At 40.5% G+C, this 20179-nt stretch carries 13 protein-coding genes; 7 read left to right on the top strand and 6 right to left on the bottom strand.

Annotated elements, in window-relative coordinates; translation table 11 throughout:
* Positions 1–65: 65 nt before the first annotated feature.
* Positions 66–3194 (bottom strand): tetratricopeptide repeat protein, encoded by a 3129-nt coding sequence (locus PL9214_RS03775; RefSeq protein ID WP_072717512.1) that lies wholly within the window; start codon positions 3192–3194, stop codon positions 66–68.
* A gap of 554 nt (positions 3195–3748) precedes the next feature.
* On the opposite strand from PL9214_RS03775, the gene PL9214_RS03780 reads away from it, so the two are divergent.
* The gene (locus tag PL9214_RS03780) at positions 3749–5344 is read left to right on the top strand and encodes a tetratricopeptide repeat protein (protein ID WP_083579870.1); all 1596 of its coding nucleotides are present in this window, start codon (positions 3749–3751) and stop codon (positions 5342–5344) included.
* Here the strand turns inward: PL9214_RS03780 and PL9214_RS03785 are convergent.
* Both PL9214_RS03785 and sir read right to left on the bottom strand, forming a co-directional pair.
* The gene (locus PL9214_RS03785; protein WP_072717514.1) at positions 5319–6095 is read right to left on the bottom strand and encodes a 16S rRNA (uracil(1498)-N(3))-methyltransferase; all 777 of its coding nucleotides are present in this window, start codon (positions 6093–6095) and stop codon (positions 5319–5321) included. The genes PL9214_RS03780 and PL9214_RS03785 overlap by 26 nt on opposite strands.
* A gap of 64 nt (positions 6096–6159) precedes the next feature.
* Positions 6160–8154, bottom strand: a complete 1995-nt coding sequence (gene sir / locus PL9214_RS03790; protein WP_072717516.1) for a sulfite reductase, ferredoxin dependent — start codon at positions 8152–8154, stop codon at positions 6160–6162.
* Positions 8155–8363: 209 nt separating this feature from the next.
* Between sir and PL9214_RS03795 the strand changes: the two genes are divergently transcribed.
* Positions 8364–8621, top strand: coding sequence for a CRR7 family NDH-1 assembly protein (locus tag PL9214_RS03795; RefSeq protein ID WP_072717517.1), 258 nt, complete (start codon positions 8364–8366; stop codon positions 8619–8621).
* A gap of 194 nt (positions 8622–8815) precedes the next feature.
* On the opposite strand, the gene PL9214_RS03800 is transcribed toward PL9214_RS03795, so the two are convergent.
* On the bottom strand, positions 8816–9361 hold the full coding sequence (locus tag PL9214_RS03800; protein ID WP_072717518.1) for a DUF2854 domain-containing protein: 546 nt from the start codon (positions 9359–9361) through the stop codon (positions 8816–8818).
* 156 nt (positions 9362–9517) lie between these two features.
* Between PL9214_RS03800 and PL9214_RS03805 the strand changes: the two genes are divergently transcribed.
* From PL9214_RS03805 to PL9214_RS03820, 4 genes are all read left to right on the top strand, one after another.
* On the top strand, positions 9518–9784 hold the full coding sequence (locus PL9214_RS03805) for a hypothetical protein (RefSeq protein WP_072717520.1): 267 nt from the start codon (positions 9518–9520) through the stop codon (positions 9782–9784).
* 37 nt (positions 9785–9821) lie between these two features.
* The gene (locus PL9214_RS03810) at positions 9822–10502 is read left to right on the top strand and encodes a response regulator transcription factor (RefSeq protein ID WP_072717522.1); all 681 of its coding nucleotides are present in this window, start codon (positions 9822–9824) and stop codon (positions 10500–10502) included.
* Positions 10465–11799, top strand: coding sequence for a sensor histidine kinase (locus PL9214_RS03815; RefSeq protein WP_072717524.1), 1335 nt, complete (start codon positions 10465–10467; stop codon positions 11797–11799). Before PL9214_RS03810 ends, PL9214_RS03815 begins: the two co-directional genes overlap by 38 nt.
* Before the next feature lie 204 nt (positions 11800–12003).
* Positions 12004–12582: a PepSY-associated TM helix domain-containing protein gene (locus PL9214_RS03820; RefSeq protein ID WP_072717526.1), complete on the top strand. Its 579-nt coding sequence runs from the start codon at positions 12004–12006 to the stop codon at positions 12580–12582.
* A gap of 188 nt (positions 12583–12770) precedes the next feature.
* On the opposite strand, the gene PL9214_RS32650 is transcribed toward PL9214_RS03820, so the two are convergent.
* On the bottom strand, positions 12771–12977 hold the full coding sequence (locus PL9214_RS32650) for a protein kinase domain-containing protein (protein ID WP_281250303.1): 207 nt from the start codon (positions 12975–12977) through the stop codon (positions 12771–12773).
* Positions 12978–13447: 470 nt separating this feature from the next.
* On the opposite strand from PL9214_RS32650, the gene PL9214_RS03830 reads away from it, so the two are divergent.
* Positions 13448–15598, top strand: coding sequence for a polyribonucleotide nucleotidyltransferase (locus PL9214_RS03830; RefSeq protein WP_072717529.1), 2151 nt, complete (start codon positions 13448–13450; stop codon positions 15596–15598).
* 122 nt (positions 15599–15720) lie between these two features.
* On the opposite strand, the gene PL9214_RS03835 is transcribed toward PL9214_RS03830, so the two are convergent.
* Entirely contained in the window at positions 15721–20070 is a 4350-nt protein-coding gene (locus PL9214_RS03835; RefSeq protein ID WP_072717531.1) for a Calx-beta domain-containing protein, read from the bottom strand.
* Positions 20071–20179: the final 109 nt, after the last annotated feature.

A 20179-nucleotide genomic window follows, 5' to 3' on the forward strand; every position in this document is an offset into this window, starting at 1 on the left:
TCGGGGGAGAGGTCATAAAAATCTGCCTGGGAAAATGAAACAGTCCATTGCTTATTCCCAACTTCTTATTGTCCCTCACCAATTAAAGTAAACGCCGCCCAATAATAAGGATCAGGATATTGATTTTTAATCGTTAACATCGCTTGTCGTAACGCTTGGGCTTTGTTGGGTGTCGTCTGTAAGTTCTGATAAAATTGTATCATCAATTGAGAAGTTTTTCGATCATCTACAGCCCATAACGACATCACTAAACTCGGAACTCCTGCATTCAAAAACGAACGAGATAACCCAATCATCCCATCCCCGGTTAACTGTCCAAGTCCAGTGTCACAGGCACTTAAAACCACTAATTCTGCATTTAATTTTAAGTCAAAAATTTCATCCGCCGTTAATAATCCATCCTCCGAACCCCCAGGAGTTAATGCTACGCTACTATTTAAAGGTTGAATATTATCAACAAATCCGTGAGTAGCAAAATGAATAATTCGAGCAGTTTTCAAGCGTTCAACTACCGTTGATTCTGTTGCATTGGCTCCAATTAAAGCCGAAGTATTGAACATTTTAGCAATCTCAATCGCTTCTTTTTCAGCATAGCGAAGGGAAGCTAACGGTTGAGGTTCTTCCCCTTGACTCGGTGCAAGTTTCGGCATTTGTGGATTACCCACAATCACAATATCTTGGGCAGAAGAAGACAAATTTTGCCGTTGTTTGTGAGTCGTTTCTAACACAGTAATGGCAGGAGACATTACAATTGTATGTTTTTCAATTAAGAATTTTCCTTCCTCATCTACCAAAGCCGCAAAAGGTAGATAAAATAAAGCATCTGTGGGAACAAAAATCACTGGTTCATCTGGGTTAGTCGGTAATAAATCTTCAATGGGTTTAATTAACAGTTGATGGAGTTGTTTTAACTCTCGATATTGATGCGGATTAATATCGATATTTTGTGCTTTTACTCGACGATCATCAGCTTGAAAATTAAATAGAGGAGTGCTTCTCAAATTAGAACGAGTTACAACATTAGAACTAGCTGAAGCGGTAATAAAATCACTTCTACAGGCATCATCACCAAAGCAACGCGCTGCGAAAATGAGATGACCTAGAGAGGTGTTTTGTTGTTGCCAAAGAAGTTTAAGATCGGCTTGTCTAAACTCAACTTCTCCAGTGGGCTTAATTACCCAAATATATAATTCTGACTCTAGGTATTGTTGTTTACCGTCTTGTGAGAAATCATCAAAAATCCTAGAATATTGAACAATTGTTGCATTTTGTTGTCGAGCAATGGCTTGGAGTTGGGCTAAAGAAACAACCGGAGAAAAGGGTTCGGAATTGGGGTTGAATCGTTGAGTTAATAACTCGACTAACGCTCTCCCCCGACCTCGTTCAGAAACTTCTAAAGCTGGCTCAGTTTTATTTTGAGCAATTAAAACTTGTTGAAGCAGATTATAGGAATTGCGTTGAGTGTCGGAAAGAGATACTTTATCGAGGTCGTCTTGAATTCCTTGTCGCAGAGATTCCTTAACTTCGAGACTAGAAAACAGATATTTTTCAGCTTCAGGAAAATTCTTCAATTCAAACAAAGCAGCACCCAAACCTATGAGAGCATTTCCTTCTCCATTGCGATCGCCGATTTCACGTAAAATAGTTAAAGACTGTTGAAAAAACTCAATTGCTTTTTGATATTGTCCTAAGTTACGGTAAGCAATACCCAAATTATTGAGAGCATTTCCTTCTCCATTGCGATCGCCGATTTCACGTTTAATAGTTAAAGACTGTTGATAAAACTCAATTGCTTTTTGATATTGTCCTAAGCTATTGTAAGCATTACCCAAACCTATGAGAGCACCTCCTTCTCCATTGCGATCGCCGATTTCACGTTTAATAGTTAAAGACTGTTGATAAAACTCAATTGCTTTTTGATATTGTCCTAAGCTATTGTAAGCATAACCCAAACCTATGAGAGCACCTCCTTCTCCATTGCGATCGCCGATTTCACGGGCAATGGTTAAAGACTGTTGAAAAAACTCAATTGCTTTTTGATATTGTCCTAAGCTATAGTAAGCAGAACCCAAATTACTGAGAGCAAGTCCTTCTCCATTGCGATCGCCGATTTCACGGGCAATGGTTAAAGACTGTTGATAAAACTCAATTGCTTTTTGATATTGTCCTAAGCTCTTGTAAGCAAGACCCAAATTACCGAGAACACTTCCTTCTCCATTGCGATCGCCGATTTCACGGGTAATAGTTAAAGACTGTTGAAAAAACTCAATTGCTTTTTGATATTGTCCTAAGCTACCGTAAGCAGAACCCAAATTACCGAGAACACTTCCTTCTCCATTGCGATCGCCGATTTCACGGAAAATAGTTAAAGACTGTTGATAAAACTCAATTGCTTTTTGATATTGTCCTAAGCTACCGTAAGCATTACCCAAACCTATGAGAGCATTTCCTTCTCCATTGCGATCGCCGATTTCACGTAAAATAGTTAAAGACTGTTGAAAAAACTCAATTGCTTTTTGATATTGTCCTAAGTTATTGTAAGCAAGACCCAAACCTATGAGAGCATTTCCTTCTCCATTGCGATCGCCGATTTCACGTTTAATAGTTAAAGACTGTTGAAAAAACTCTATTACTTTTTGATATTGTCCTAAGTTACGGTAAGCAATACCCAAATTATTGAGAGCATTTCCTTCTCCATTGCGATCGCCGATTTCACGTTTAATAGTTAAAGACTGTTGATAAAACTCAATTGCTTTTTGATATTGTCCTAAGCTATCGTAAGCAGAACCCAAAGTATTGAGAGCACCTCCTTCTCCATTGCGATCGCCGATTTCACGGAAAATAGTTAAAGACTGTTGATAAAACTCTATTGCTTTTTGATATTGTCCTAAGCTATCGTAAGCAATACCCAAATTACCGAGAACACTTCCTTCTCCATTGCGATCGCCGATTTCACGATAAATGTTTAATGCAGTTTCCCAAGACTGAATTGCGGCTTGGTATTGGCTAGTTGTATATTGTTGTATTCCCTGATTGAATAATCGGTCTGCTTCGGCTTTTCGTTCTGTAACCGTTTGGGCGAATACTCTATTACCCCTCTCAAATTTTTTCCCCAATAGGAGTGGAGAGGGAATTGTTAAGGTTAAACTGGTTAATAAAGTGAGTAAAGCGATTAATCCTAGACGTGAGTTCATGGTACTGGGGTAGATACTTCGGGTATTAGTATCAATTTAACCTCGTTTTTGAGAATCGGCAAGATTTTTTGACAATTGTGATTCAGATTTTAGTCATTTGTCGGGGAAGGTGGGTTGATAACGGTATTTTATGCTAAAAATAGCAAAGAAAATAATTGAATAATTTTCAACATTTTTTGCTGATATAGAAAGAATCCTAAATGGATTATACAATCCTAATTATCAGGATTATTAATCCTAAAAAATAGACAGAAATCCCTGTTTAGGGTCGAGGCGTTCCCAAAGGGTGTCAACTTAAGTTGAAAAGCCCAGAAATAAATTTCGGGCTAAAAGCTGAAGTCATCTAAAGATGACTCAGATCATTCTTCATTAACCCGTTTTAACGGGTTTTGGCTCCGAAGCCCGAAATTTATTTCAAGGCTTTTCAACTTAAGTTAACGAATTTTGGACACGCCTCATCCCGCCGATAAATTTGATTTTAACTCATTTCTACAACTGATTTAAACTTGCTATAATTTGATAAAATTATAAAAAATAGTGGTAAAGATTTATTTATGGATAATCATTCGATGCTGGAAACCTATATTAATCTAGGTCAACAACATTATCAACAGAAGAATTGGCAACAAGCTCTGATCAATTATCAAAAAGTGATTAAAATTCAACCGAACACCCCTTTGATTCATTATCAAATTGGAGAGATTTATTGGAATTTGCAAGACTGGGAAAATGCGATCGCAGCTTTTCAACAGGAAATAACCCTTAATCCTAATTTTCCTCAGTCATATTTTTTTATGGCAAATAGTTTGATGCAATTAAGATTATGGAAACCTGCGATTGAAGCTTATTTAAAAGCTTTACAATTACAACCGGATTTTGTCTGGAGTTACTATGGTTTAGGTTATGCTTATTTCCAAGATCATCAATGGGAAAATGCGATCGCAAATTATTTAAAAACAATTGAATTAAACCCAGATTTAATTGATAGTTATCAAAACTTAGGTTATTCTTGCATTAAATTGGGTCACTGGAACCAAGCTTTAGAATATTATAACCAATTATTAACCTTTGAAGGAGCAGTTCTTTTTCCTCCCCATAACCATTTGCGAGAAATGTTAATCCAAGGGAAAACAGTTCAACTCTCAGATAACCCTAAACGTCCAGACTCAAAAATTATTAAAATTTTCCAAGCTGACCCCGGTTTATATAGTATGATTAATCAGCAATCTTCTGGTTATCAAAAACAAGTCTTTTCTGGTCTTAAAGATCAAGGAATTGAGGTGACACAAGATCTCCGAGAAGCAGATCTTATTATTTCTCAATATTTTGTCGTTTTAGAAAGTTTTGCTCGTCAATATGGTCAGATCAAAAAATACCTTTTATATACCGAAGAACCTCGGTTTGATCTAAATTTTGAGAATAAAATTAATGTAGAGGGTGTAGATATCCATATTATGAATATTTACACGGGAGACGTATTTTTAAATAATTATAGTTTATGTATTTGGCGGAGTAATGTGTTTAGCCAACCCTTAAACCCAATAATTGAGGATGATTTTTGGCGACCGCAAGACAAAATAATTGTGGCGTTGATGTCAAAACATCCGGTTGCTGGCTTTACGACTTTAGTTCGGGATGGAAATAGTATTGATTTGTATGAAATCCGAAATCACATTGCTTTAGAAGGTCATCGCTTAGGGAAAGTTGATATTTATGGAAAAGGTTGGGAAGCGGGAGTAACCATCGAAGACTCTAGGGATGGAGACTGGACAAATCGCAAGTTTGAAATTCTCCAAGATTATCATTTTAATCTGTGTTTTGAAAATACCATAGCTCCCCATTATTGTACTGAAAAAATTTGGGATGCGATTATTGGCGGCTGTTTACCGATTTATTACGGTGGACAGAATTCAACAATTTATGAGGATTTTCCCCAAAATAGTTTTTTAGACTATTGTGAGTTTAATCATCCTCAAGAGTTATTCCAATATATTGAAAAAATGACATTTTCGGAATATCGAGAACGGTTGAATTTGTGTATTGAGACGTTTAATCAAGTCGGGGAAACCTTAAAAAACAATAATTTTTATATTCCGAAACGGACGGATAATTTAGCAAGAAAAATTAGAAGTATTGTTTGTGTTCTATAATACCCATCATCTGAGATACTGCTACAATCGGTGCTGTAACGGCTCTTAAGATGCGTTTTCCTAACGAGACGGGTTGAAATCCCATACTAATCGCTGCTTGAATTTCTTCTTCCGTCCACCCCCCTTCTGGCCCTGTTGCAATCATGATTTTATCGGGTATTTTATCAGCTATAATTGACATTAATTCTAACATAAAAGGTTGATAATTTCCTCGACTTTCAAAAATATATTGAACAGAAGATTGAGTGTTACTTTTAAAGGTTGATAGGGTTAATAATCCTTGTGGAAACGAAACCGGATCATAAATTTTGGGAATAATCTGACGTTCCGATTGTTCTGCGGCTTCTGTAGCAATTCTGCGCCACCGTTCTACCTTTTGAGGACTGGGTTTTAAGAGAGTTCTTTTACTAATAACAGGGATAAATTGTGTTACACCTAATTCCGTACAACAGCGCACAATTTCCTCAAATCCATCTCCTTTGGGTAAGGCTATGATTAATATAATTTCAACGGGTAATTCAGTTTGTATTGAGACCGTTTCGATTAATTTAGCTTGGGGAGAAACAGAAGGTAAATTAACGATTAATTCTACTATCCACCATTGACCCTGACCTTCAATAATAATAATAAAGCGATCGCCCTGTTTCAACCGTAACACTCGACCTAAATAATGCTGTTGTTCAGCCGTTAAAATCAGGTGTTCGTCTTGAATTTGTTCAGGAGCGATCGCAATGCGTTGAAGTTGAACCATTGGTAATAAAGGATTAAAGACTCGGTTAGATACTCTAACCTAAAATCCTCCCCATTCAACCTAACTACTGGACTTTCAGTTTTTCTAAATATTCTTCAATTGCTTGAGTGGCTAACTCAACCACTGGTTTCCCCAATCGTTTAGATTCAGCTTTTAACTGATTATAAATGGAATCTCGAACACTAACCCGATGTCGGATTTTGCTCGTATCTAGGGGAGCATCAGAATCGCTAATCTCTGGTAGGGTCTGGCTACCCGTAAAAACGGGCGCTTCTTGAGTTTCAATGTTCATTGAGACAGTCGTTGAGTAAGAGGTTATAAACTTGCGAAGCGCATCAAAGCCGACACGATAGCAAAAATCCCCAAAACTCTCTCCGGGTTTCCGATCCTGTTTAAAATAAACTAAGATGGGAGTCAGAAAAGTTTCGAGATCATGAATCGATAAGCGATCCACAAAAGCTTCAGCCAATCGTGTCTGATTCGGAGAACCCCCTAACCAAATTTGATAGGTATCAGGAGCACTCCCAACAAAGCCTAACTCCGCCATGTAGGGTCGAGCACAACCGTTAGGGCATCCCGTCATCCGAATGACAAAATGCTCTTGTTGCAAACCCACATTGTCCAACAATACCCGAATCCGTCCCAATAGACTAGGGATGACCCGTTCTGATTCTGTCATCGCCAATCCGCAGGTCGGTAACGCCGGACACGCCATTGAATAACGTTCTAGGGGATCAATTTCCGTTTCGGTTTTAATCCCATGTTCTTTAAGGAGGGTTTGAATCTTGGGTTGAACCTCTGGGGAAATTTCATACAGAATTACATTTTGACTCGCCGTGACTAACATCGGGACGTGAAACTGTTCTACAATTTGGCGTAAAACCGTTTTCAGGCGGAAATTTCCTTCATCTTTAATCCGACCATTATCAACGGAAATTCCCAGGAATAATTTCCCATCTCCTTGTTCATGCCACCCTAAATAATCTTCATAGTTCCAAGCGGGTAAAGGTTTAAACGGTTGAAAGGATTTTCCGAAATATTCTTCAGCTTTTTCACGGAATTGATTCACACCCCAATCATGAATTAAATATTTCAGTCTGGCGTGACGTCGGTTGGTGCGATCGCCATAATCTCGTTGAGTCGCAACAATGGCTTTCACCACATCATAAATATCTGCTTTATCCACATAGCCAATTTCATCAGCCATACGGGCAAAGGTTTCTTCTTTATTATGAGTCCGTCCTAAGCCACCCCCAGCTAAAATATTAAATCCTTCTAACTCTCCGGCTGCATTAGTAATCACCACTAAACCCAAATCTTGAGTATAGATATCCAGGGAATTATCTCCGGGAACTGTTACCGCACATTTAAACTTGCGGGGCATATAATAAGTGCCATAAATCGGTTCTTCCGAGTCCGTATAATTCGTACCATTTGTATTGCGAAGACGAGCCGCTTTAACTTCTGGATCTTCTTCTGCGGTAATAAATTTTTCCCCATCTAACCAGATCTCATAATAAGCTCCTGTTTGGGGGGCAAGCAAATCAGCAATATTATTGGCATAAGTCCGGGCATATTCATACTCAGGACGATTTTTATAAGGTGCTGGAGGTGCTAAAACGTTGCGGTTAATATCTCCACAAGCTCCTAAAGTTGACCCCATACTATTAATAATAGAAGCCAAAACTGTTTTAAGATTTTTCTTTAAAACTCCATGTAACTGGAACCCTTGACGAGTGGTAGCCCGAATTGTATGGTTGCCATATTCATCGGATAAGCGATCCAGAGTTAAATACAATTGAGGTGGAATAAACCCCCCAGGACTGCGGGTTCGCAGCATCATTCCATAGTCTCTTTCCTGTCCCTTAACTCGATTATCTCGGTTATCTTGTTGGTAAGAACCGTGAAACTTGAGAATTTGAATCGCATCCTCAGAGAAGAAGTTCAAATCGTTTAACAGTTCTGTTGCGAGGGGTTCCCGCAAGAAATTGCTACGTTCTTTCAGTCCTTCAACTTTCGATGGTTTACTCACCTTGGGAGATGTTGCAGATAGAGTCATGAGCGTGTGATCCCTTCTTCAATAAAAAACTTCTACGGGTTCAGCGTTGCGGTTGTGATCAACTCCAGTTCAACCCGATTGTTTTCAAACCCCAGTAATTCGGTCGGAATTATCGGTATTCAACTTGATCGTAACATGGGGGTAGTCACAATTGTCCCGTATTATGACCGTCTTCCACTCGATCACAATCAAATATTAAGAAATTACCTATGCCAGATGCCTTAATGTACAACGAAGACACCTTTGTGGTGTTAGAAACGAACCAACCCGAACAGTTCTTGAGTGCTGAGGAACTGCTGTCTAAGCTCAAATCAGTTTTGGCGGAGTGTCAAGACAACTTACCCAGAGATTTACAGTGCTTTACCACCATTGAAGAACAAGCCAAGTATCTGCTTGATACAAGCTGTGACCTAGATGTGGGTGCAGGTCAATATCTGCAATGGTATGCGGTGCGGTTAGAGAAGTAACTTTCACCCCCTGACGTTGACCAACGCTGTAGAAAAGTTTAGAAATGATCTGGGGGGGGGTGACAAAGAGGGTTAAGATATAGACCTAATAAGGGTTACAGCATATCAACAGGGTTGATAAAAGCTTGGCTGTCTATTTTTCCCCCATCAGCATTTCGGGCGGGTTGCCACCCCCCAGCCTTATTTCCTAGGATTTAATTTTCTACAATTAAAGCCACATCAATCTGTTCTTCTTGGGGTTGGGTAATTTCAACTTTAAGACCAGGGCCAAAGAACTTAGCGATTTTCTCTTGTTTATTTTGCCAAGTGTCTAGGGATATCAAGGGGGAATAAAACTGTAAAATCAGGGTATAGGAACCATTAATGAGGGTTTCTCGAATCCCTTGGAGGACAGGACGTTCTTCTCGGTTGGAGCCCAGTGCCAGACGTTCTAAGGTATCAGATAAATGGGCTTCTTGGCCATAGCGATAACGGGTGACATCTTTGCGGATTTGATTCTGAGTCTCTGTGGCTTGTTGCTCTCGTACCGCTAAAACCTCAGAGGATGTCGCTTGAGTCATCGGAATGGGTTTTAATTCTGCTGCTTTGAGGGCGAGTCCCCCCAATAATAGGGGAATACCATAGAAAAATCCAGCTAAATTTAAGGTAGCATTATCTGCAAAATAAGCTGCAAAACCCACTACGGTTAAAATTCCACCTACCACTAAACCCAGGGCGCCCAGAGAAGTTTGACGTAACATATTATAAATCACTATTCGTCCGCGAAAATTCACTCTCTGATTTTAAGCTAGGACTCTGTTTAATGGTTTATTAGAGAAAACCTATATTTCTATATTCAACGCTGGCTTCTGGAAACAAAGCAGGGTTCGGATATACCTTGTCATCGGACGTTCAACATGACAACTAACGACGAAGATCAATCAACTGCTAATATTAAACGCAAACTACTAGAGCAGATTAACACGCTCAAGCGCGAAGACGAACGATTGTACAACATCCTAGCTATCGATGTTTGGGCTTTAGCGAAAACGATGGATGAGTTTCAACCCGGCTTTTGGAGTGCTTTTATGAAAAACCGCGAAAAAGCTTTAAAACGGTTCCTCGCTGAATCTGCTAAAAATAAACCCGATACTGATACAAAACGACCCCCTTTTCTACGGTAGCCTTGGATTAAATTTTAGGTTGTATTGATTAACAAACATGAGGATTTTATTAGTCGAAGATGATGAACGAATTACAAAAGCCTTAGCTGAAGCCTTCATGGATCATCATTATGTAGTGGATGTTGTTCATGATGGTCAGATGGGGTGGGAGTTTGTGGAATCGGCTGCTTATGATGTGATTATATTAGATGTGATGTTACCTCGACTCAATGGGATTCAGTTTTGTCAACAATTAAGACAACGAGGGAATACAACACCTGTATTGATGTTAACAGCCAAAGATACCAGTGCCGATAAAGTATTAGGGTTAGATGTGGGGGCTGACGATTATGTGATTAAACCGTTTGATTTACAAGAGTTATTAGCTAGAGTTCGAGCTTTATTAAGGCGAGGAAATTCCGCTTTGCCTCCTGTATTAGAATGGGAAAATCTTCGCCTAGATCCCAATAGTTGTGAAGTAACATATTGTGAAAAAATTTTATCTTTAACGCCTAAAGAATATGGGTTGTTAGAATTATTTTTGCGAAATCCTGGACGAGTGCTTTCACGAGAAATGATTTTAGATCACCTTTGGTCTTTTGAAGATATTCCGGGTGATGATACAGTTAAAACCCATATTAAACGGTTAAGGCAAAAACTGAAAATAGTGGGAGCATCCTCTACATTAATTGAGACAGTATATGGCTTGGGATATCGACTCAAAACGCAACGTGATTAATCCTGAATTTAGATCTTTAAGCTGGCGGTTATTACTCTCCTATTTAGGGGTGATGATGGCAATCTCTGCAACTTCAATGATTGCTGTCTATGAATTTTTTTCCTTTAGTTTATATCAACAACTAGACCGTCAATTACTAACCTTAGCAGATGCAGCTATTCATAGTTTAGCAGAAATAAAAGAACAGAAAATAAATATTAAAGAGCCTAATTATCTGCAATTAGATAATGATGGGGATTTAGATATTCCTTGGCAAAATATTCAGCAACCGAGTCAAGGAGTTGAATGGTTTGATCAGAACCGCCAACGAATTGCTAAAGCAGGGAAAGTTTTTCCTCTTATTGATTTATCCCATTATAATCAAACTTATACCGTCAATAATCAGAAAATTCGTACCCTAACTTTACAAGTGAACCAAGAACCCAAAGTACAAAAAAAAATTATGGGTTATGTCCGAATCAGTGAGTCTACAGAATCTATTGAAATGGTACTCAAAAAATTAAGATTAGGGATGATGTTGGGGGGAATTTTAGTATCAGGATTAACAGCTTTTGGAGGAATGTGGTTAACCAAACAATCTTTAAAACCCATTGAACGAAGCTTTGAAAAACTCAAACAATTTACCGCCGATGCGTCCCATGAATTGAGAAATCCTTTAGCGGGAATTAGAACTTGTGTAGAAGTTATGCAAAGTCATCCCGAACGCATTCATCCGGCTGATATTGATAAATTAAAAGCCATCGCTAGTGGTATCAATCAAATGACAAGCTTAGTAGAAGATTTATTACTCCTAGCGCGCACAGATCAACCCTCTATTTCTATCAGTACAAAGTGGATAATTATTCCTCTCCATGAACTGTTAGAAGATTTAGTCGAATTTCTCTCTCCTAAAGCTGAACAAAAAGAAGTTAAGTTAAACTTAGATATTCAGAGTGAAGTCAACTTAAAAGGCGATGGAAATCAACTTTGGCGATTATTCCTAAACTTAATTGAAAATGCAATTTATTATACTGATACTGGGGGAAAAGTTATGGTATCATTAGAAAAAAGAGAAAAATGGGTTTGGGTGTGCATCAAAGATACGGGAATTGGGATTTCTTCTGAACATTTACCCTTAATTTTTGATCGGTTATGGCGTGCTGATCAAGCTCGAACTCGACGAGAAGGCGGATGTGGGTTAGGATTAGCGATCGCTCAAACTTTAGCCCAACATCATCAAGGAGAAATTACCGTTACCAGTGAATTAGGAAAGGGTAGCTGTTTTATGGTGCGTTTTCCCAGTCTACCTAATCCCTAAAGCTCTATAATCATCAGTAAATTTAATGGGTAACTTCTGAAGTCGTCACCAGTTTGTCACTTTTTAGGTTTATCTTGAAATTCAGGGTTAGAATCATCGTCTTTCTCAATTTTATCGTAAAAACCCTTTTGATTTCATCTGTTAACCTTGAAAGACGAAAAATTTTACCTTCCTACAATCCTATCATGATTCAGGTTAATCATAATGCAAAATCTTCAATTTCGGAAATTTCATCGTAAAATTGCACCGATTGTATTTATTCCTTTATTTTTAACAGCCTTTACCGGAATGACTTATCGTTTGGGCAGAAATTTGATGGGGCTGTCAGAAGAAAAAGCAGATTTTTTACTGATTATTCATCAAGGGGAATTTCTAGGAGAAGGGTTAGTTCCGATTTATGTATTATTGGTAGGTTTGGGACTCATTGCTATGATTGTCACCGGATTAACAATGGTTCGGTTAGCACAAGAAAAACGTAAAAATGCCCCAAAAAACTCACCTTTAAATGCCAGAAAAATTCATCAAATATTAGCACCAATTGTATTCTTACCTTTATTTTTGAGTGCATCAACGGGCATTTTGTATCGACTTGGGGATAGTTGGTTTCATATTCCCGATAAGATTTCTGAACTCTTATTAAGAGTTCACCAAGGTACTTATTTCGGCTCCTTTGGAAGAACCATTTACGTTGCTTTAATAGGTTTAGGATTAATTGCTATGTTAATTACAGGGCTTAATCTAACCGGAATTTTTCGTAAAAAACGGGCTAAAATTTCAGAATAACCCGAAGTTTAAACGGAATTAGAAATCAAATTTTTTACTAAAGAAGGGAGTTGTTCGGTTAGGGAACACGATTTTTAATTAGTCTGATCGCCAACAAAATAACACCAACGATTAACACAACTCCCGGCGGAGGAAAAGTTAAATTTTTGTTAAAATAGCGATCGCAATTAACCAAATTCCCGCTCCCATCAATGACGAGCAATTCCAAAATCAATTAATACAGGTTCTAAACTATTATCTCGAATAATAATGTTTCTTGGCTTTTTTACATCTCGGTGTAATATATGTCTTTCGTGAACTGTCTGCAATGCTTCACCAATGTGTCGAATGTAACGTATTGCTTCAAATTCTGATAAAAAGTTAAAATTAGCCCAAAACCCAGTATTTAAAAACACCCGGTTAATCTCAGTTCCGTTAAAATCACATTTGTTGACCCAAATCGAGAGGATTGAGAAGGTCAGGAACTATAATGAAAAACTGAACTCAGGTTTCTCAAACACTCATAGTCAGTCGAAATCAACCTCAATTCAGGGTTCAGATGAGATTGAAGAACAGAAACCTTAGTCCAACTTTAAAACTCCCTCTCTGTTTGTGACATCGTGATTTTTTCCAAGTTCCTAAACTTGAATGGCCGATCCTTTCAATCACAAGGGTTCCCAACTCAGGAATAGAATCTTAAAAAAGCGATGATAAGGTTGTTAGGGATCAAGAGTAACGGTAGAGGCAATAATCAAGGCAGCTATACAGTTCACTGTTGATAACTCAGGGTTGACTGCCAACGTGTAAACGCTCCCGACCGATCATCATCACCGTGTTACGATGGCGACAGAGAGAGAATCGTGGAAGAAGAAGGAAGATAAAATACATGGAAGAGATCATTAAGTCAATATCCTTTGATGGACGGGATATTAGACTCAAAATAGGTTTACTTGCGCCACAGGCAGGTGGAGCCGTTTTAATCGAGTCTGGAGATACATCAGTTTTAGTGACTGCGACTCGCGCCGAAGGCAGACCTGGAATAGATTTTCTGCCCTTGTTAGTAGACTATGAAGAACGACTGTATGCAGGGGGAAGAATTCCAGGGGGATTCTTACGTCGGGAAGGTCGTCCGCCGGATCGGGTCACTTTGACGAGTCGTTTAATTGACCGTCCCTTACGTCCTTTAATTCCCCATTGGGTCAGGGATGATATTCAGGTTGTCGCCACAACATTGTCCATGGATGAACAGGTGCCACCGGATGTGTTAGCCGTGACAGGTGCTTCTGTAGCCGTCATTTTAGCTAAAATTCCCTTTTTCGGGCCGATGGCTGCGGTACGAGTCGGATTAGTTGGAGATGATTTTATTATCAATCCCACCTACCGGGAAGTAAAGAACGGGGATTTGGATTTAGTCGTGGCGGGTTCCCCCGATGGCGTAGTCATGGTAGAAGCCGGGGCGAACCAACTGCCCGAACAGGATATCATCGAGGCGATTGATTTTGGTTATGAAGCGGTTTGTGATTTAATCAAAGCCCAAGAAGAATTGATGCGAGACTTGGGGATTGAATTAAAACCCGGAGAACCCCCGGAAGGAAATACGGGTTTAATCCAATTTATCCGCGATCGCGTGACTCTCCCGGTTAAACAAGTTCTCCAACAATATGACTTGGATAAAACGGCACGGGATGCCCACTTGGATGAAATTAAGGAACAACAAATAGTTACCCCCATTGAGGCGTTACCCGAAGATGATCCACTGCGGGTGGCGACAACCGAGGATTCTAAATTGGTAAGTCAGATTTTCAAGGACATTACCAAGGAATTAATGCGTCAGCAAATTGTCCAAGATAGCGTCCGGGTAGATGGTCGCAACTTAGATCAAGTCCGTCCGGTATCTTGTAAGGTGAGTTGTTTACCGAAACGGGTACATGGAAGTGCCTTGTTTAATCGGGGTTTAACTCAGGTGTTGTCCATTGCGACTTTAGGAACGCCAGGGGATGCTCAGGATTTAGATGATTTGCATCCCCAAGAAGAAAAACGCTATATGCACCATTACAACTTTCCGCCTTATTCCGTTGGGGAAACAAAACCCATGCGGGCACCGGGACGGCGAGAAATTGGTCATGGAGCTTTAGCAGAAAGGGCCTTAGTTCCTGTGTTACCCTCTAAGGATCAGTTTCCCTATGTGATTCGGGTCGTATCAGAAGTATTATCGTCCAACGGCTCAACTTCAATGGGTTCGGTCTGTGGATCAACATTAGCGTTAATGGATGCCGGGGTTCCCATTTCCAAACCCGTAAGCGGGGCGGCGATGGGGTTAATTAAAGAAGGGGAAGAAGTTCGGATTCTCACCGATATTCAAGGAATTGAAGACTTTTTGGGAGATATGGACTTCAAAGTGGCAGGAACCGATAGTGGAGTCACCGCGCTACAAATGGATATGAAGATCACTGGGCTACCGATGAAAACGGTGGCAGATGCTATTTATCAAGCGAAACCTGCCCGACTGCATATCCTGGAAAAAATGTTAGAGGTCATTGGCAAACCTCGTTCTGATTTGTCTCCCTTCGCGCCTCGGTTGTTAACCTTAAAAATTGATCCTGATTTGATTGGTTTAGTCATTGGCCCTGGTGGGAAAACCATTAAGGGGATTACCGAAGAAACCGGAGTCAAAATTGATATTGACGATGATGGTACTGTGACAATTGCTTCAACCGATAGTGAGAATGCCGCCCGTGCTTATCAAATTATTCAAGGCATGACCCGCAAACTGAATGCTGGGGATGTGTATGTGGGCAGGATTACGCGGATTATCCCGATTGGAGCCTTTGTAGAATTACTTCCGGGTAAAGAAGGGATGATTCATATTTCCCAATTAGCAGATTACCGGGTTCCTCGTGTTGAAGATGAGGTTTCTGTCGGGGATGAGGTCATTGTCAAAGTTCGGGAAATTGACAGCAAAGGTCGGATTAATCTGACTCGTCTGAATATTCATCCTGATGAAGCCGCCGCTGCCCGTGCTGCCGCAGTGAAATAGTCAGTCATATCAGTTATCGGTTTTTAGTTTTTAGTTCTGGGTTAACAACTATTAACTGACAACTGACAACTGATAACTGATAACTGATAACTGATAACTGATAACTGATAACTGATAACTGATTAAATCAGTTGAGATTCAAATGCCCCAATGTCAATGATATTGTTAACAATCCGGGTAAAGTTAGGCCCCCGTTGGTCAAATAGTCCGGGGTCTGTATAGGGGATAGCAAAGCTATTATTTCCTGCATTAATCGCCAAGCTAGTGCTGTCTAAGGCTAAAGTCGGTGTGGTGCCCCCATTATTTTGTAAAGGACTCAGTAATGGATCAATGGGGGTAGTGCTACTGCCTACAATATCATTCTTAACCCCATTGACTAAGCCTTCCCCTCCAGTTCCGTCTCCAATTAAGTTGTTACCACCACTATTGAACGCAAACTCAATAGAGGCTCCCACATCAGGATCAAGAGGAGCCTTGTTACTGGCAATGATCGTGTTTTTCAGATTGCTGACCCCCCCAATATTTCGGACACCGCCACTATTTCCGGTCGCTTGGTTGAAACCTACCGTGCTATTAGTCATTGTCAACTCCGCCACAGAGTTAAACACCCCACCCCCGATGTTAGCTGTATTGTTAGCAATGGTGCTATTAATAATTTGGACTTGACCATCAATAACGATAACACCGCCCCCGTTACTACCTTTATTATTGCTAATAGTGCTGTTTTGGATGGTCAGTTTACCGGAGTTGGCGATGGCTCCTCCGTTATTAGCTTGGTTTCCATCTAGCCAACTATCAATGATCTGAACATTACTCGTCGATGAAGTAATATTAATTGCACCGCCTCGGCTGCCGGTGGTGGTACTGGAGCTACTGGGTATGGTTCCCGACGGGAAGCCATTGGTGAGTTTCAATCCATCAATCGTGACATTGCCTCCATTGACGTTAAAAATGTTATAGTCCCCTCCCGTATCCCGACGAATCGTAAGTTGATCTGCTTCTGGGCCGTCGAAAATGATATCGCTGTTGAGGGCAGGTAAAGCACCTGTGAGGTTAATCACCCCCGATGAAGCGTTGTCAACAAAAGTAATCGTATCTTCTCCAGTGAGGGATTCAGCATTCAGAATCGCTTGACGTAAGGAACCTTCTACTAAAGCATAATCTTCTGGTGCTTGACTGGTGGTATCACCGAGTTGGGTAACGGCGGTATCATTGGCTTGAATCGTAACCGTTGCAGTGTTTTCTTTCGGACTAATCTTGTAATCCCCTTCCGCCAAAGCCAAGGTCAAGGATTCATCAGCTTCTGCGGGAATATCATCAATCGGAGTCAGGATAATATCGATGCTGGTTTGGTCATTGGGAAGAGTAAGAACGGCGGTAGAGTCATTGTTAATCGTGATGGCTTGCCCTGTTGAAGTTGTCAGAGTGTAGTCGTTGGCAGTGATTTTATCGGGTGTCAGCGCGAGATTAATTGTTAAATCTCCATAAGTATCAGGTGCGCGACTAATGCGATAAATTCCGTTTTTGGGCTTTTCATTTTCGACTTTCGTGGTGGTGGGTTCGGTCGCAATAGCTTCTACAGTCGTGAGACTCAGGGTAGCCTTATCATCATCATTAATGGTGACAACGGTTGTGGGGTTGTCGTTTCCAGCTTGTCCATTTTTATCAAAATTAGCAAAGGAAAGTTGCAGGGTTCGGTCAGGCTGAACCCGTACATTGCCAATAATCTCAATCGGAACCGTTTGCTTATCTTGATTGGGAGCAAAGGTCAGTGGTATTGCCCCAGCCTTGAAGTCTGTACCGGAGATAGCAGTACCACTGGTCAACACTACATCAACGCTTGACTGTTGACTAAGATCTCCTGAACGAGCGACTTCAACTTGATTAAACTGACTAGACGTATCCCCTTCTTCAACCTCATAGTTGTTCTGTACGAAATTATAGGTGGGCGGGGAATCATCATCTGCAATAGTCAGAATAGCGTCGGGTGCAGTTGTTCCGGCTTGGCCCTCATTATCAAAGTTGGAAAATGACAGAGCGATCGCTTCATTAGATTCAGATACTTCGTCTCCTTTGATAGTAATTTGTAGGGTTTTGCTGGTTTCTCCCGGTTGGAATTGTAGGGGGATTTCAGAGGGGGTATAGTCTTGTTCTGGGGTAGCTCCGTTGGGGGAACCTGTATTCAAATTAACTGTAACTGATGAAGCTAGATCAACTTTTCCTGAACGAATTACGGTGACTTCACTGTAGGTAATGTCGGTATTATTTTCCCGCACTTGATAAACATTATTCGTGAAATCATAGGTTGGAACATTATCGTCATCAATCACCAGTAAATCCGCAGTGGGATGGAGATTTCCAACTAAACTGCCTGGAGGAACACTTAAGGATAGATTAATGGTTTTGTTCTGATCAGATCCAAGATCCCCTATAATCGTAATTGGAACAGTTTGGCTGATTTCTCCGGCTTTAAAATTAACCGTGATTGGCCCTGGAGCAAAGTCTACATTGGGAACAGCATTAACTCCGGTCAGATTAACATTAACAGAAGAATCTAGATTAATATCCCCAGAACGCTCAATTTTAACAACCTGAGTCACATTGGTTGAGTTACCTTCGAGGGTTTGGAAGAATTTGTCGGCGAAGTCATAAGTAGTGGGGCCATCATCATCGTTAATATTGAGGGTGGCTTGGGGGTTGATAGTTCCAGGTTGTCCACTGGGTTGAAAGTTGTCTGGATCAAATGACAAGATAATGACTTCGGACGGCTCAATGGTGTTATCCCCGATAATAGGGATTTCAAATGTTTTTTGACTCTCGCCTTCAGCAAAATCTAGGGAGATTTCCGTCGGTTCCACGTCAATGCCCGGTGTTCCGCCGTTTTGTAAAGCAGGAGTCAGGAGAATTTTGACACTAGATGCCAAATCTGTATCAAAGCTGCGGTCAATGGTGATACTAGCTTTCTGAGGAATGTCTGGATCACCTTCAAAGACGGAATATTCAGCCTGACTAAAATTATAAACTGGAGGTTTGGGTGGAGGATCTTCGCTAGTGATGGTTCCTAGAGCGGTGGATTCTTGGGGATTGGCACTGTACAGAAAGCCGGATTCTACCAAAGTCAGATCAATGGTTTTTCCAACTTCTTCAAATTGATCATCATTAATGGGAAAGATTGTAACTGTTGCGGTAGTGACGTTTGCTGGGAAGGAAACACTGCCTTGGGTATCGGTAAAGCTACTATCCCCAGTAACGGTATAGTTTTCTCCGAGTTTAGCTGTACCCCCAACACTGAAGTTAACATTAATCGGCAAATCTAGTGAGCCACCCTGACGGGTGAAGGTATACACTAAGGGTACTTCGGAGTCTTCTGCAACTGTATCAGGAGATAGAGACACACTAATGGTGGAGGGGGAGGGCGGTAGGGGAATGAAGATAGGTGATGTCGTTGGGAGTGGGGAAGAAGATGAACTGACATCATTTTCTGTGATGGTGACAGCTACTGCCTCAGATTCTCCAAGGGTTGCACCACCTTTCGGGTTCGATAAGGTTAACTGAAAGCTTTCATTGGGTTCGGGTTGCTGATCATCGACAATATTGATCGGAACGGAGACAACCTTGAAGGTTTCATAAGGTTGAAAGATGACTTCAACGGCTTCTAAACTGACATCGCTGGATGTGGCGGTATCGGTTTTTAAGCCAAGGGTGGCACTAACCGTATTTAAAGGAGAACCAGCCCGTTGAACATTGACTAATAGGGCTGAAGTTTCACCTTCTTGAACTTGCAGGGGAGTGGTATTGCTAAACTCAATAATCGGCGTACTGCTTTCAATAGATTGAGTAAAGTTGGCTTGATTATTGAGGGCTGTGGCTTCGATTTCTTGAACTAGAATAAGTTGTTGATTACTTAATTTATCTTCAATAACGGTATCGTTGCCGACTTGTACGAACCGTAAATCGCTAAATTTTAAGTTATTGGTTAATCCAATTAAATCGACTCCAATCCGAAAATCAGTCACAATATCAAGTTGACCGTCGAGCAGTTCTCGACCAATTACAAATACATCGGAACCTCCACCGCCGGTAAGTTCATTGACTCCGGTTCCACTATAAAGTAGGTCGTTTCCTCTATCTCCAAATAGCAGATCATTGCCACCACTATCAAATAAGGTATCGCTGCCTTGTCCACCAAATAGCAGATCCGCACCTTCACCGCCATTGAGTTGATCATTTCCAGCATTGCCATAAATCAGGTCATCTCCTGAGTCTCCTTCTAGGGTATCGTTGCCAATATCCCCAAATAGAAGATCATTACCGATACCCCCAGAGAGCAAATCTTGATCTTGGCCTCCGTTGAGGGTATCGTTTTCGGCTAATCCTTGTAAGGTGTCATTTCCAGCAAATCCTAGGATTTCATCGGGTTCGGGTGTCCCGGTTAATAAATCGTTGCTGGCTGTGCCAATAAGTTGTGTCATATCCAGAAGCCCCATTTATGTTGGTGATTGATTTTAAGTCAGGAATGGGTTAAACCGTATATTTTTCTGTATCGTAAAATACAAAATATCTTAGTAACCCTATTCGGGT

Origin of the sequence: Planktothrix tepida PCC 9214, assembly GCF_900009145.1 — a bacterium.
In the GTDB taxonomy this organism is placed as follows: Bacteria; Cyanobacteriota; Cyanobacteriia; order Cyanobacteriales; family Microcoleaceae; genus Planktothrix; species Planktothrix tepida.